Source organism: Maritalea myrionectae DSM 19524 (genome assembly GCF_000423365.1).
GTDB lineage: Bacteria > Pseudomonadota > Alphaproteobacteria > Rhizobiales > Devosiaceae > Maritalea > Maritalea myrionectae.
Genome location: NZ_AUHV01000003.1, coordinates 243002 through 256576, shown reverse-complemented (window position 1 = coordinate 256576; position 13575 = coordinate 243002). Strand labels below are relative to the sequence as shown.

Sequence of the window (13575 nt, the reverse complement as noted above, 5' to 3'; positions counted from 1 at the left end):
TGAAAGGCTCATTGATGACCACTGATGAAACAGCACGCCAGACGCAACTGGGCGCCATGGCGGCGATTTCTGCTTACACCTCTTGGGGCGTTTTCCCGCTCTTTTTTCGACTGTTGGGCGACGTAAGCCCCTATATTGTCGTGGCGCACCGGGTCTTGTGGTCCGCCCTTGTGGTGGCGTTGTTTTTGTATGCCGTGAAGCGGTTGGGTGAAATCACGGCTGTTTTCAAATCAAGAAAATCGGTGCTCTTGCTGATTGCATCGACCATCGCGATTTCAATCAATTGGGCCATTTTTGTGGGCGCGGCGGGCACCGAGAATGTGCTTTCAGTCAGCTTTGGTTATTTCATGACGCCACTGGTGAATGTGGCATTGGGCATGATTTTGCTGGGCGAGCGTCAAAATAAATTTCAAACCGCTGCCATTGGGCTGGCGGTGATCGCGGTGGTTGTACAGGCCATTGGGTTGGGCGGTATTCCCTGGATTTCCCTAGCGCTGGCCAACAGTTTCGCCTTTTACGGCTATTTCCGCAAAACAGTGGATGTCGGCGCTGCGCCGGGTTTGTTGCTCGAAACCTTGCTGATCGCGCCATTTGCTGTGGTGCTGTTGATGGTGATGGGGCCAGCCTATCCCATGGCGACGCCAGAGGCCGGGTTGCTGATCTGGTTCTTATTGTTCATGAGCGGGCCGTTAACCGCGGGGCCGTTGATCTTGTTCTCCTTTGGCGCAAAACGTTTGCGCATGACCACGATTGGCATTTTCCAATATATCGCGCCCTCCATGCACTTTGTGTTCGCCGTTTGGCTGTTGGGTGAGCCGCTAAATGCGGCGCGGATGTTTAGTTTTGTGTTGATTTGGATATCATTGGCCATCTTTACCTATGACTCATTTACCCGCCAGCGACAGGCGTCGCGGGCGCGCAAGAAAGTGCTTTTATGACCAAGCTGCCTGCCCAAAAATTTACCGCCGAAATCGCAGATTTGTTTTTGGCCGCCGGGGACGATTTTATCTCCGCGTCGGTGCCTGAACTCGAACTGAGTTTTGAAGGGATTGTGGGCGATCATCATGCTGGGTTGACGCGCAAGTCTGGCGGACGCGAGCCTTGGTATAAGCGCGGCACTGAAATGCGCAATGAGCGGCAGGTGTCCCTGTTGTCAGTTGAAGAAGTTGCCATCATTGCCGAGCGGTTGGATGTTGAGCAAATCGATGCCGGGCGTATTGGCGCGAATATGCTGGTGCAGGGATTGCCGCAATTCTCGCAAGTGCCGCCGCGCACGCAAATCTTTTTCCCGTCAGGTGCCGTGTTGCGGATTGATGGCTATAACGCGCCCTGCAAAATCGCGGGCGCCGCGTTACAGGCAGACTATGAGGCGCGCGAGGATATTGAACTCGGATTTGTAAAAGCGGCTGAAGAATTGCGTGGGTTGGTGGCTTGGGTGGAGCGGCCAGGCATTGTGCGCCAAGGCGATGAGATCAAGGTGCGGGTGTGGCCGCAACAGATTTATAATCCACGCGTTTAGCAGGCATGGTTAGGCAAGCGCTGGCCAATGCGCTGCCAAGCGTTGCGATTTGACGCAATTGTTGCTTTTGGGTTGAGGTGCGGCGCCACACCATCGAAATGGTGCGGTGTGCACCGGGCGACTGAAGCTCGTGCAACGCAATATTTTCACTGCGAATTTCGCGATTTAGGCAAAGGGCAGGTAAAAGCGTGACCCCGAAGCCCTTGGCGACCAGTTCAACAATTGTGGCCAATGATGTGGCGGCAAAGGGGTGGTTCTTGTCGTCGCGCTCGGTCGATAGGCTACATGCTTCAATCGCTTGATCGCGAAAACAGTGCCCCTCAGATAGTAAGAGCAATTCTTCTTTTTGCATCGCATTCAGATCGATGGGGCTTTTGAGCTGTTTTTGGCGCGCGGCCGCCAGCACAAACGGATCGTCAAATAGTACCTGGGCTTCAAACCGCTCAAGGGGTGGTTTGGTGCCAATAATGCCGAAATCCAGCTCCCCATTGGCCAGTTGATCTAAAAGCGGTTCGGTTTGCATTTCACCTAAATTGAACAATTGGGTGGGAAAGTTTTCCGCCAATGTGGTCAAGAAGTGGGGCAGGAAATAGGGTGCAATGGTTGGGATCAGCGCCCCGCGTAGCGGCGCGGACAAGCCAAAGCGGGCTTCGTGTGCCGCTTCTTCAAGGCTATCCACCTGATCGATGATCCGCGCGGCCTCTTGCAAGAACACTTCGCCAAATCGCGTGGGAATGACATTTTTGCCCAGCCGCTCAAATAGCTTTTTGCCGCAATGATTTTCCAGTACCTGAATCTGTTGCGAGAGGGCAGGTTGCGTCACATGGCACTTTTCGGCTGCCGTGCCAAAGTGCCCATGTTTTTGCACAGCGAGTGCGTAGCGCATCTGTTTTAATGTCATTGTTGCCATAAGAAAAACTTATCAGAATATAAAAATTAATCAATTTGAATTTACGCGGTGGGGTGCCTACCTTTTAGTCAGACGAACAATTTTGGATGACGAAAGGGAGAAACATGAGCAAGAAAACATTGACCACCACAGCGGGTGCGCCGATTTCTGACAATCAGAATTCGATTACTGCTGGGGAACGCGGGCCGCTGCTGATTCAAGATTATCAGTTGATTGAAAAGTTGGCACATCAAAACCGGGAGCGTATTCCGGAGCGCGTTGTGCACGCCAAAGGCTGGGGTGCATTCGGCACTTTGAAGATTACGGGCGACATTTCCAAATATACCTCGGCCAAAGTGTTGCAGCCGGGTACCGAGACGGACATGCTGGCGCGGTTTTCCACAGTGGCTGGCGAATTGGGCGCAGCGGATGCAGAGCGCGATGTACGTGGTTTTGCGCTGAAGTTTTATACTGAGGAAGGCAACTGGGATCTCGTCGGCAACAATACGCCGGTGTTTTTCGTGCGTGATCCGTATAAATTCCCTGACTTTATTCACACCCAGAAGCGTCATCCGAAAACCAATTTGCGTTCGCCAACAGCGATGTGGGATTTTTGGTCCCTGTCGCCAGAGAGCTTGCATCAGGTAACGATTTTGATGTCTGACCGCGGGTTGCCGACGGCGCCGATGCACATGAATGGCTATGGGTCGCACACCTACTCCCTTTGGAATGAAAAAGGGGAGCGTGTGTGGGTGAAGTTCCACTTTAAGACCGAACAGGGCCACGCGCATTTCACCAATGAAGAAGCTGCGAAAGTGGTTGGCGACAGCCGTGAGACCTATCAGGAAGCGTTGTTTGGCAGCATTGAGGCCGGGCATTATCCGCGCTGGAAAGTGCAGGTTCAGATCATGACGGAAGAGCAGGCGGCAACGTTTGAACACAACCCATTTGATTTGACCAAGGTGTGGCCGCACAGTGATTTCCCACAAATTGATTTGGGCGTGATGGAGCTTAACCGCAACGCCGAAAACTATTTTGCAGAGATTGAGCAGGCAGCCTTCTCGCCTTCAAATGTGGTGCCAGGTATTGGCTTTTCTCCTGATAAGATGCTGCAAGCACGTATCTTTTCATATGCTGACGCCCACCGTTATCGTTTGGGCACGCATTATGAGGCCCTGCCAGTGAACCAGCCAAAAAATGGGGTGCATCACTATCACAAAGATGGCCAGATGAACTTTATGGGTCAAAAAACGGGCCATGTGGATGCTTATTATGAGCCGAATTCAATTGATGAAGCGGCGAAGGAAGCACCGGAATATAAGGAACCAGCGCTGCCAATAAGCGGCGATGCGGACCGATACAACCATCGGGACGGCAATGATGACTTTTCACAGCCTCGCGCTCTGTTTGAATTGTTCGATGCGGGTGAGAAAGAGCGGCTCTACTCCAACATTGCAGATGCGATGGGCGGCGTGCCGCAGCATATTATTGATCGACAATTGGCCTTGTTTGATCAGGTGCACCCAGACTATGGCAATGGCGTGCGCAAAGCATTGAAGGGCTAGGTCGCCACATAATAAATAACAAATTGCTGAAACGCCGTCCCGCCCTGGGGCGGCGTTTCGTCGTTAATGAAAGATGAATCTATTCGATCAAATTTGCTGCAAACTTTATCTGAAACGCCAGCATTTACTTTAATCCACCTAAGGTAGTGTGAGAGGAATGGCGCAAAGCGCTCAAGGAGGTAGCAATGGAACTTGATCATTCCAAGGGGACAGCGTTCGCGAATTTTAGAGCGCTGACAAGCGAAACCAATACGGCGGAATGCGAGCAACTCATCCGCAATATGGCCACTTTGTTTAGCAATGTGGTTGATCGCTGCGATGATGAACAAATCGCCCAATATGACGAAGTGCTTTGTCAATTGGCCGAAATGGTAGAAAAAGAAGCCCGCGCCGAGGTTGCGCAGATACTGGCGCCGCTTTCGCGAGCGCCGGGCACTGTCGTGATCAAGCTGGCGCACGATGAAGTTGAGGTGGCTACGCCTTTGCTCGAGTTTTCTTCTGTCCTTTCAGACGATGATCTTATCGAAATCATTGAGTCGCAGACCGAGGGGCATCGCTTTGCAATTGCAGGGCGAGAAGCCGTTGCGGATCGCGTGAGTGGATCCATTTTCAACCATTCTGAAAAGACGACAATCGTTAAATTGATGGAAAATGAAAATGCAGAGATCGGCCCTATCGCTGGTCCCGCATTGATCCAGCGTGCCGCAAAAGACGATTCGATTGGCGAAAAGCTGGCCTACCGCAAAGATGTGGACTGGCGTTCAATCTATGAAACGCTTGATAATGCGAGCAAACGGGTGTTTTCGACCTTGGCGCGCACGCATATGCAGGTGGACCGGGCAAATGTTGACGAAGCCAAAAAGGTGGTGGTCAACAAAATTAAAGAGCGCGTGGGCTTCAACGCAACCGAATGGACGATTGCTTGGGGACAGGTGCGGGCACTGCAGGATCGCCGCAAACTTGATATGGTGGCATTGGAGCGTTTTGGACGCTTTTCATATGGGCACCATTCAGCGGCAGCCATTGCATTGCTGTTGCGCATTCAGCCTGAAGTGATGGTCAAATGGTTTGCCAGCCAGGATGTTGGCGCGTTTACCGTTGCGGCGCGGGCGTTGAATATGACGCCAGCGAGCTTTGCGAAAGCGATTGAAGTTGTGCCTTGGCGTGAAAAACTGAGCCCAGAAGATTTGGAGCTGGCCTCTAAGCGCTATGAATCACTTTCATTTCATGATGCACGCGAAATTTTCGAAATGTGGCGGGCGCATAGCTTTCGCCGCCCACAGCAAAATAGGCAAGTAGCCTAAAGCTGCGGTGCGATAGCAAAAGCATCTATTGGCTTAGTCAATTAGGCCTTGAGCCCAATCAATTACATTTTGGATGGTAGTTGTTTGGAGTGAGCAAATTCGCCATTGCCGATCAATGCGGCGTTCAATAACGCCAGCAGATTCCAATACACGTAGATGACGCGAGATCGCCGGAGCGGTAATGCTGTGTGGCGAAGAAATCGCGCCAACAGGCAATTCGCCTTTTTCTGCCAATTGTTCAACAATTGACAATCTAACTGGGTCCGCAAGTGCACTCAGAATCACACACATTTTGTCGCGATTTTTTGACGAGTTATTTGCCGTAGTGTGACGTTCGTTTGTCATCTTTTTAACGACTCTTATTTGTTTGTTGGTTTAATTGAAGAGAACCTTCACGTGGGGTAATAAAATTACCTCCCCCGCTTTAACCTATTTCATTGCCAAATTCTGTATTTAGGATATAAAGAAACCTTTATATCATATGAGGTAGTTGTGGCGAATCTGCGCGAAATGGTGGAAATCTTGAGGTCTGCGGGAGAGTTTACCCGTTTAAGGCTGCTTGCTCTTTTGTCAGAGGGTGAACTTTCGGTAAAGGATTTAACCGAGATTTTAGATCAAAGCCAGCCTCGGGTGTCTCGGCACCTCAGATTATTGACCGAATCGGGTTTGATTACGCGACACGCCGAAGGGGCGTGGGCGTTTTTTCGGCTGTCAGACGAGTTAGAGTCCTCGGCATTGGTGCAGCATATTCTTGGCCGCTTGGATCTTGAAGACGAGCTCTTGGTCACTGACCGGCAGCGCTTGGCGGCCGTGCGACGGGACCACCAGGCGCGGGCAACCACCTTTTTTGCCAAGGTCGCGAAGGACTGGGACCGATTGCGCACATTGCATGCGCCAGATGAAGCGGTGGAAGCCAGCATCCAGCAACTGCTTGCTGGTGCGCATTTTGATATGTTTCTGGATCTGGGCACGGGCACGGGCCGCATGTTGGAATTGTTGGCTGATCAGTTCACGAAAGGGATCGGGCTTGATGCCAGCCGCGAGATGATCTCGGTTGCCCGCACCAAGTTTGAAAAATCCGGACAAAAGAATGTGCAGGTGCGGCTGGGGGATATTGGCGATCTTTCGGAATATCGCGACAGTGCCGATTTTGTGATGCTGCATCAGGTGCTGCACCATTTTGATGACCCCGGCCTTGCGCTGCAAAATGCGCGTTTATCGTTGAAGCCGGGCGGCGCGATCATGGTGGTGGATTTCATGCCGCACAAATTGGAGTTTCTGCGGGAAGAGCAGGCGCATCGTCGCCTCGGTCTTTCCCATGTTCAAATGCAGGCCTGGGCGCGCAGCGCGCGATTGGAAGTGATGCAGTCGCGGGAGATACCTCATCCCGGACCCGACGATGGACTAACCGTGTGCATTTGGCACCTAACGGACAATAGCAAGAATTGATTTTATTATGAGCGATACACCTATTTTTTCGACCCCAGACCGTTTGTCTCGCCAATCCGAAGAGGAATTGGCCAAGCTGGACCTATCATTTGAATTTTTCCCACCAAAAACCGACAAGATGGAAGCGCGGTTTTGGGAAACCTTGGAGCGATTGGCGCCATTGTCGCCGCGTTTTGTTTCAGTGACCTACGGGGCAGGCGGCACCACCCGTGGCCGGACCACAAAAATGGTCTCCCGGATCGAAAAAGAAACTGGCGTAAAGGCCGCCGCGCATTTGACGTGCGTGGATGCCACCAAAGACGAAGTGAATGAAGTTGTGCGCGGCTATAAAGAGGCTGGCATTTCCCGCATTGTTGCGCTGCGTGGCGATCCACCGGAAGGGGTTGGGCAGCCATTTCAGCCGCACCCACAAGGCTATCGCAATGCCGCTGATCTGGTGGCAGGCATTCGCACGATTGGCAATTTCGACATTTCGGTGGCGTGCTATCCAGAAAAGCACCCGCAAAGCCCTGATTGGTATGCGGAATTTGAGAATTTAAAGCGCAAGATTGATGCGGGTGCCAGCCGTGCCATCACCCAGATGTTCTTCGATAATGACCTTTATTTGCGATTTGTCGATCGGGCGCGCAATGCGGGCATTGAAGCGCCGATTGTGGCGGGTATTCAGCCGATCCATAATTTTACGCAAATCTCCAATTTTGCCGGTCGGTGCGGCGCAACAATCCCCAATTGGATGGCGGAGCGATTTGAGGGATTGGAAGATGATCCAGAGACCCATGCGCTTGTTGCGGCAGCCGTTGCGGCGGAGCAGGTGACTGAATTGGTGGACCGTGGGGTTACTGAATTCCACTTTTATACCATGAATCGGTCGCCTTTGGTTTACGCATTGGCGCGTCTATTGGGGCGCCGTCCGCAAATTTCAAGGGGCTAAAACCTCGTTTTAATGTCTGGAATCGGACATAATGTCGCCTATATCTGGCAACCAGTTGGCTGCGGGAGGGTAAAAATGTCTGTTTGGACAGTAATAGCGCATAAAATTGGGTCGTTTTCAGAGCGCACGGGGTTGGCGGGTTCGCTTGCCTCGTTGCTTGACCCTGAGACGTGGCTTTTGGGCGGCAAGGAAGCCGCCTTTACCCTTTCGTTGGTGGCTCTTTCGGCGAAAATGGCCGCAGCGGATGGCGTGGTCACGGCTGACGAAATCCGCGCCTTTCGCGAAAATGTTGAAATTCCCGCCGGGGCGGAAGAGCAAGTAGCACGGGTGTTTGATTTGGCGCAGCAAGATGTGGCCGGGTTCGAGACCTATGCCCGCCGCGTTGCCCGTTTATTCCAAGACAGCCCAGAAACCTTAGAACATGTGATGGATGGGTTATTTCATATTGCTGAAGCTGACGGGCTTATTCACGAAGACGAGTTGGCCTATCTCGAAACCGTCGGCGTCATATTCGGTTTGACCGAGGATGAGTTTGATCGGTTAAGCGCCCGGCATATGGTGGCGGGCGATAGCGATCCTTACTTTGTTTTGGGTGTTGATCGCGACATTGCCGATGATGAATTGCGGGCCGCTTATCGCAAATTGGTGTCGGAGCACCATCCGGATCGCCTGATGGCGAAGGGGGTGCCCGCCGAGTTGGTGCAACTAACGTCGAAAAAGATGGCGGCGATCAACCATGCATATGACCAGATTTTAGAAAGTCGTCAGGCCAATTCGCCAGAATCTGCATAATGCTTGACCCGGCGCACATGCGTCCCTATTGAAAGCGGGTCAGTTGGTCGGGCAGTCGCTCCTTTTTAGGGAGAGGAAAGTCCGGACTCCATGGAGACACGGTGCCGGATAACGTCCGGCGAGGGCGACCTTAGGGAAAGTGCCACAGAAAGCAAACCGCCGCGTTTATCGCGGTAAGGGTGAAAGGGTGCGGTAAGAGCGCACCGCGAAGCTGGCAACAGGTTCGGCATGGTAAACCCCACCGGGAGCAAAACCAAATAGGGATGGCATAGTGCAGGCTTGCCTGTGCGGATCGGTTTCCAGATCAGTCATCCGGGTTGGTTGCAACAGCCACTTGGCAACAAGGGGCGCAGATGAATGGCTGCCACGCAGATTTTTCTGCCTTACAGAATCCGGCTTATAGACCAACTGACATTTTCCATACCAATTTCCAAATTCGGTGAAATTTGAAACCTAATCTTAAGGCTCAGTTAGCTATATTTTGCCGATAGGTCAAAAGCGCTTATTAGGTGCTGTGCCGCGTATTTGGTTCAACAGGAGTATCACAACTGATGGTTCAACATCAGGACGAGAATAATTTGTCGTCAGATCAATCGCATATTCCTGTTCTCATTCAAGAAGTTATTGAAGGTCTGGCGCCTGTTGCCGACAAGTGCATTGTTGATGGCACATTTGGCGCGGGTGGATATTCACGTTCGTTTTTGGATGCGGGTGCGCGGGTGATCGGGATTGATCGTGATCCGTCCGTGATGCCGTTTGTTGATCAGTTGAAAGCTGATTTTGGTGATCAATTCCAGTTTTTAGCCGGACAATTCGGACAAATGCAGGCGCTGCTTACTGACGCCGAGCTAACCGATATTGACGCGATTGTGCTTGATATTGGTGTGAGTTCGATGCAACTCGACCAAGGTGAGCGCGGCTTTTCCTTTATGCGCGACGGGCCGCTGGATATGCGCATGGAGCAACGTGGCGCAACGGCCGCAGATATGGTCAATGGGTTGGAAGAGCGCGAGCTTTCCGATTTGATTTTCGGTTTTGGTGAAGAAAAACGGGCGCGGGCTGTGGCCAAAGCAATCGTTGCGGCGCGGGAAAATGGCCCGCTGACCACCACCAAAGAATTGGCTGATTTGATTGAAAAAACGCTGGGGCGCGGCAAGCCGGGCAAGGCGGCGCATCCTGCCACCAAAACGTTCCAAGCCCTGCGGATCGCCGTGAACGCCGAATATAATCAATTGGTGCATGGGCTCTTTGATGCAGAAGCATTGCTTCAGCCCGGTGGAAAATTGGCTGTCGTAACCTTTCACTCAATGGAAGACCGCATTGTGAAGCGCTTTTTTAAGCCGCAGGTGCAGCAGTCTCGCCATATGCCAATGTCTGAGGCTGCGCCACAGACGTGGGATGACATTTCGAAGCCGGTACGGCCATCAAAAGAAGAGTTGAACCGCAATCCCCGCGCAAGGTCAGCCACGTTGCGTTATGCAACGCGCAATGATGTGCCTGCGCGTCCATTCAATATTGATGGGCTTGGGGTGCCGGGAATGGCGAAAAAGCAAGAGATAGGGGCGAAAACGTGATGCGTTGGGTGAACCTTGGTTTGTTGCTGACGAGTTTTTGCGCGCTCATTTTGGTGTATGCGCAAAAATATCACGCAGAGGATTTGAGCGTGCAAGTGGCTGCGCTTGAAGATGACATTGCCGAGAAAACACAGGAATTGAGCACATTGAAAGCAGATTGGGCCTATTTGAACCAGCCCGGTCGCTTGCAGCCGATTGTGGAGCGCCACGCGGCGGTGCTTAATCTTGAGCCGATTAAGACTGAACAATATCAACGCATTGAAGATATTCCGATGCGGCCTGCGGGCCCGGACCAAGATGGGTTGGAAGCGCTGCTGCTGTCACTTGAGGCGGGTGTTGATCCAAATGAGATGTCTGAATTGCCCAGCGTTGGTCCCACCCCACCGGAGCGTCGCCCATGAGTGATTTAGGGACAACACATAGCTCGACCATCACCCTTGAGGGTGCGCGTAAGGCACGTCGTCATATGACCCAGAGCCGCATTCGGCTCTCGCTGATTGTGGCGCTTTTACTGTTTGGTGTGGTCGGTGCAAGATTGATCAATATCGCCAACACCGAAGTGGCTGAGAATAATTCCGGCCACGAACGTCCCGCTTTGACCGCGACACGGCCAGAAATATTGGATCGTAGCGGCCGTCAATTGGCCGTGGACATTCAGGTGCCCAGCCTTTTTGCGGAGCCGCGCCGCATTGTGGATGTGGATGAGGCTGTAGATGCCTTAAGCGCTGAACTGCCGCAAATGGACAAGAAGCTGTTGCGCGAACGGCTGGATGGTGACGAAGGTTTTGTGTGGTTGCAGCGCGAGCTGACGCCGCAGCAAAAAGCGCGCATCTTGCGATTGGGCATTCCCGGGGTTGATTTTGTTACCGAAAGCCGTCGCTTTTATCCCGGTGGCGCTGTGGCATCACATATTTTGGGTGCCGTTAACGTCGACAATGTAGGCATTGCTGGAATTGAGCGCTATTTGGATGGCCAAGACGTTGCCTTGCTGCAAGAGCTGGGGTTGGCGCGCAATCGGTCATTGCAGCCGGTCAATCTTTCGATTGATCTGCGGGTGCAGCACATTATGCACAACCAATTGATGGACGCTTTGGATCGTTACCAAGCCATTGCCGCCGCTGGCGTGATGATGGATGTGAACACCGGTGAGATCGTGGCGCTGGTCAGCTTGCCGGATTTTGATCCGAACGAGCCTGCCAGTGCGCTGGAAGAGGGGCGATTGAACCGCATCACTGCCGGTAAATTCGAGCTGGGGTCTGTGTTTAAAACCATGACCATGGCGGCCACCTTGGACAGCGGCAAAGTGCAAATCACGGATAAATTTGATGCCACAAAGGCTGTTCGGTTCGGGCGCTTTTCGATTGGTGACTTCCACGGCAAAAACCGCGTGCTGAGTGTGCCGGAAGTCTATAAATACTCGTCCAACATCGGCACAATCAAAATGATGCAAATGATCGGCAAGGATGCATATCGGTCCTTTTTGGGTAAAATGGGCTTTGAGGGTGCGCCAACCATCGAATTGCCGGAGCGGACCTCATCAAAGATTGCCGACAGTTTTGGCGAAGTGGAAGCCGCCACCGCGTCGTTCGGGCATGGCTTTTCTGTAACGCCGTTGCACCTTGCAACCGCCATCAGCGCCTTGGTCAATGGCGGCAATTATGTTGAGCCGACCTTGTTCCCGCGCGATGAAATTGCGGCGCTTTCCAGTGCAAAACAGGTCGTGAGTGAACGAACCAGTAACTATATTCGGTATTTGATGCGTTTAAATGCATTAGAAGGCTCCGGCCGTAAAGCCTCTCCTGATGGTTATCGCGTAGGTGGTAAGACAGGAACGGCGGAAAAAGTGGTTGATGGCAAATATTCCAGCGATAAAAGCTTGGCTGTTTTTGCCTCAGCGTTTCCCATGGATGCGCCAAAATATGCAATGGTCATTCTGGTGGATGAGCCGAAACGAGAAAATGAACAAAGTGGTCGCACCGCCGCATGGAATGCGGGCGAGGTGACAGGTCGGATCATAGAAAAGGTTGCGCCCATGTTGGGGGTTATGCCAAACCATGATCCGGAAATAGATGCTCAGCTTGTGCCTGTTGAGCTTCGCCAGTTGGGGGAAATATGAGTTTTTCCATTAAAAAGCTTTTGGTTGGTGCTGAGAGCGCTCAGGAGTTTATGGATCTTGATATTGAAGGGATTACTTCTGATTCCCGACATGTGACTAAAGGTGATGCCTTTTTTGCCCTGCCTGGTGAAAAAGTGCATGGCAATGAGTTTGTCAAAGATGTGGTGCGGCTTGGCGCGGTTGCCATCGTTACAGACCGGGGCTTGGACTATAATCCGGGCGTCCCGATTTATTTGGTCAACGATGTGCGCGCTGCCTTTGCGCGCGCTGCACGTCGGGTTAATGAACCGCAGCCGGCCTACCCCGTGGCCGTAACGGGCACCAATGGCAAAACGTCAGTGGTGTCTTTCCTGCGTCAAATTTGGATCGACAATCATTTGAATGCCGCTTCCGTCGGCACCTTGGGCATCGCCACCAAAGATAAACACATCGAAGGTGAGTTGACCACGCCCGGGCCGATGCAATTGCATCAGGAATTGAGAAAACTCAAAAATGAGGGTGTCGACCATATCGCGCTTGAGGCGTCTAGCCACGGGTTGGACCAGCGCCGTTTGGATGGCATGAAATTTCGTGTTGTTGGCTTCACCAATTTGTCTCGGGATCATTTGGATTATCACGAAACAATGGAAGCCTATCACGACGCAAAATTGCGTTTGTTCCGTGAACTTTTGACCGAGGGCGGCACCTGCGTCATCAATATGGATGATGATGAGGCGATGCCGTTTATGATGGCCGGACTGGAGCGCGGCGGCACCGTGCTGACCGTCGGCGAAAATGGCGCTTATTTTGAAGTGTTTTCCGTCGAACCCGAAGGTTATTCCCAACGGGTCAAGGGCCGCTTGGTGGGGGAAGATGTTGAGTTTTTGCTGCCAATGGCTGGCAAGTTTCAGGTCAGCAATGCGTTGGTTGCCTTCGCCATGGCCGTGGCCACAGGCGTAGATAAAGATGACGCGCTTGAATCGTTGTCAAAGCTTGAAGGGGCCAAAGGGCGGTTAGAAAAAGTGGCTGAACACAAGGGCGGCGCGGCATATGTTGATTATTCACATACGCCAGATGCCCTCAAGACCGCTTTGGAAAGTCTGCGGCCGTTTGTGACCGGCAAGCTGATTGCTGTGTTCGGTTGCGGTGGCGATCGCGACAAGGGCAAGCGTGGCCCTATGGGCAAAATCGCCGTAGAGTATGCGGACGTGGCCATTTTGACTGACGACAATCCGCGTACCGAAGACCCGCAAGCCATTCGCGATGAAGTGATGAAGGCCGCACCTGAATGTAAAGATGTGCCGGATCGTCGAAAAGCCATTGAAATGGGCTTAGAGATGATGGGCGAGGGCGATGTGCTGTTGGTGGCAGGCAAGGGCCACGAGGATTATCAGATCATTGGCACTGAGAAGCACGATTTTTCAGATCATGAAGTTATTTTGAAGGCTATTGGATAG

The 13575-nt window shown here is 52.4% G+C and carries 13 protein-coding genes and 1 other RNA gene; 12 read left to right on the top strand and 2 right to left on the bottom strand.

Features of this window, described 5'->3' with window-relative positions; genetic code table 11:
• The first annotated feature begins 14 nt into the window (after positions 1 to 14).
• Positions 15 to 938, top strand: coding sequence for an EamA family transporter RarD (rarD, locus tag G549_RS0107200; protein WP_027834463.1), 924 nt, complete (start codon positions 15 to 17; stop codon positions 936 to 938).
• On the top strand, positions 935 to 1519 hold the full coding sequence (locus G549_RS19400) for an MOSC domain-containing protein (RefSeq protein WP_036221671.1): 585 nt from the start codon (positions 935 to 937) through the stop codon (positions 1517 to 1519). Before rarD ends, G549_RS19400 begins: the two co-directional genes overlap by 4 nt.
• Here the strand turns inward: G549_RS19400 and G549_RS19395 are convergent.
• Positions 1473 to 2405 (bottom strand): hydrogen peroxide-inducible genes activator, encoded by a 933-nt coding sequence (locus G549_RS19395; protein WP_051213521.1) that lies wholly within the window; start codon positions 2403 to 2405, stop codon positions 1473 to 1475. The two genes, G549_RS19400 and G549_RS19395, sit on opposite strands and share 47 nt — an antisense overlap.
• Positions 2406 to 2533: 128 nt before the next feature.
• On the opposite strand from G549_RS19395, the gene G549_RS0107185 reads away from it, so the two are divergent.
• On the top strand, positions 2534 to 3973 hold the full coding sequence (locus G549_RS0107185) for a catalase (RefSeq protein ID WP_210162409.1): 1440 nt from the start codon (positions 2534 to 2536) through the stop codon (positions 3971 to 3973).
• Positions 3974 to 4158: 185 nt separating this feature from the next.
• Positions 4159 to 5277 carry a DUF2336 domain-containing protein gene (locus G549_RS0107175; RefSeq protein WP_027834460.1) on the top strand — a complete coding sequence of 373 codons (1119 nt, stop codon included), beginning with the start codon at positions 4159 to 4161 and terminating at the stop codon, positions 5275 to 5277.
• Positions 5278 to 5310: 33 nt separating this feature from the next.
• Here the strand turns inward: G549_RS0107175 and G549_RS22150 are convergent, their stop codons facing one another.
• Positions 5311 to 5568: an ArsR/SmtB family transcription factor gene (locus G549_RS22150; protein ID WP_036222042.1), complete on the bottom strand. Its 258-nt coding sequence runs from the start codon at positions 5566 to 5568 to the stop codon at positions 5311 to 5313.
• Positions 5569 to 5787: 219 nt separating this feature from the next.
• Between G549_RS22150 and G549_RS19385 the strand changes: the two genes are divergently transcribed.
• The 8 genes from G549_RS19385 (at position 5788) to G549_RS0107135 (ending at position 13575) form a co-directional block, all read left to right on the top strand.
• On the top strand, positions 5788 to 6726 hold the full coding sequence (locus tag G549_RS19385) for an ArsR/SmtB family transcription factor (protein WP_036222039.1): 939 nt from the start codon (positions 5788 to 5790) through the stop codon (positions 6724 to 6726).
• Between the two features lie 7 nt (positions 6727 to 6733).
• Positions 6734 to 7657 carry a methylenetetrahydrofolate reductase [NAD(P)H] gene (metF, locus tag G549_RS0107160; protein WP_036221667.1) on the top strand — a complete coding sequence of 308 codons (924 nt, stop codon included), beginning with the start codon at positions 6734 to 6736 and terminating at the stop codon, positions 7655 to 7657.
• Positions 7658 to 7732: 75 nt separating this feature from the next.
• Complete coding sequence (locus tag G549_RS0107155) at positions 7733 to 8449, top strand: J domain-containing protein (protein WP_027834458.1); 717 nt, start codon at positions 7733 to 7735, stop codon at positions 8447 to 8449.
• A gap of 39 nt (positions 8450 to 8488) precedes the next feature.
• An RNA gene (gene rnpB, locus G549_RS21415) (RNase P RNA component class A) lies at positions 8489 to 8865 on the top strand.
• A gap of 135 nt (positions 8866 to 9000) precedes the next feature.
• Positions 9001 to 10023, top strand: coding sequence for a 16S rRNA (cytosine(1402)-N(4))-methyltransferase RsmH (gene rsmH, locus G549_RS0107150; RefSeq protein WP_036221664.1), 1023 nt, complete (start codon positions 9001 to 9003; stop codon positions 10021 to 10023).
• Positions 10023 to 10424, top strand: coding sequence for a cell division protein FtsL (gene ftsL, locus G549_RS19380; protein ID WP_051213519.1), 402 nt, complete (start codon positions 10023 to 10025; stop codon positions 10422 to 10424). Before rsmH ends, ftsL begins: the two co-directional genes overlap by 1 nt.
• On the top strand, positions 10421 to 12139 hold the full coding sequence (locus tag G549_RS0107140) for a peptidoglycan D,D-transpeptidase FtsI family protein (RefSeq protein ID WP_027834456.1): 1719 nt from the start codon (positions 10421 to 10423) through the stop codon (positions 12137 to 12139). Before ftsL ends, G549_RS0107140 begins: the two co-directional genes overlap by 4 nt.
• Positions 12136 to 13575: a UDP-N-acetylmuramoyl-L-alanyl-D-glutamate--2,6-diaminopimelate ligase gene (locus G549_RS0107135; RefSeq protein ID WP_084634070.1), complete on the top strand. Its 1440-nt coding sequence runs from the start codon at positions 12136 to 12138 to the stop codon at positions 13573 to 13575. The genes G549_RS0107140 and G549_RS0107135 overlap by 4 nt, the downstream gene beginning before the upstream one ends.

Excerpts from the sequence above, each read along its gene's own strand:
- rarD (WP_027834463.1), top strand. The coding sequence starts at position 15 with ATGACCACTGATGAAACAGCACGCCAGACGCAACTGGGCGCCATGGCG.
- G549_RS19400 (WP_036221671.1), top strand. The coding sequence starts at position 935 with ATGACCAAGCTGCCTGCCCAAAAATTTACCGCCGAAATCGCAGATTTG.
- G549_RS19395 (WP_051213521.1), bottom strand. The coding sequence starts at position 2,405 with ATGCGCTACGCACTCGCTGTGCAAAAACATGGGCACTTTGGCACGGCA.
- G549_RS0107185 (WP_210162409.1), top strand. The coding sequence starts at position 2,534 with ATGAGCAAGAAAACATTGACCACCACAGCGGGTGCGCCGATTTCTGAC.
- G549_RS0107175 (WP_027834460.1), top strand. The coding sequence starts at position 4,159 with ATGGAACTTGATCATTCCAAGGGGACAGCGTTCGCGAATTTTAGAGCG.
- G549_RS22150 (WP_036222042.1), bottom strand. The coding sequence starts at position 5,568 with ATGTGTGTGATTCTGAGTGCACTTGCGGACCCAGTTAGATTGTCAATT.
- G549_RS19385 (WP_036222039.1), top strand. The coding sequence starts at position 5,788 with ATGGTGGAAATCTTGAGGTCTGCGGGAGAGTTTACCCGTTTAAGGCTG.
- metF (WP_036221667.1), top strand. The coding sequence starts at position 6,734 with ATGAGCGATACACCTATTTTTTCGACCCCAGACCGTTTGTCTCGCCAA.
- G549_RS0107155 (WP_027834458.1), top strand. The coding sequence starts at position 7,733 with ATGTCTGTTTGGACAGTAATAGCGCATAAAATTGGGTCGTTTTCAGAG.
- rsmH (WP_036221664.1), top strand. The coding sequence starts at position 9,001 with ATGGTTCAACATCAGGACGAGAATAATTTGTCGTCAGATCAATCGCAT.
- ftsL (WP_051213519.1), top strand. The coding sequence starts at position 10,023 with ATGCGTTGGGTGAACCTTGGTTTGTTGCTGACGAGTTTTTGCGCGCTC.
- G549_RS0107140 (WP_027834456.1), top strand. The coding sequence starts at position 10,421 with ATGAGTGATTTAGGGACAACACATAGCTCGACCATCACCCTTGAGGGT.
- G549_RS0107135 (WP_084634070.1), top strand. The coding sequence starts at position 12,136 with ATGAGTTTTTCCATTAAAAAGCTTTTGGTTGGTGCTGAGAGCGCTCAG.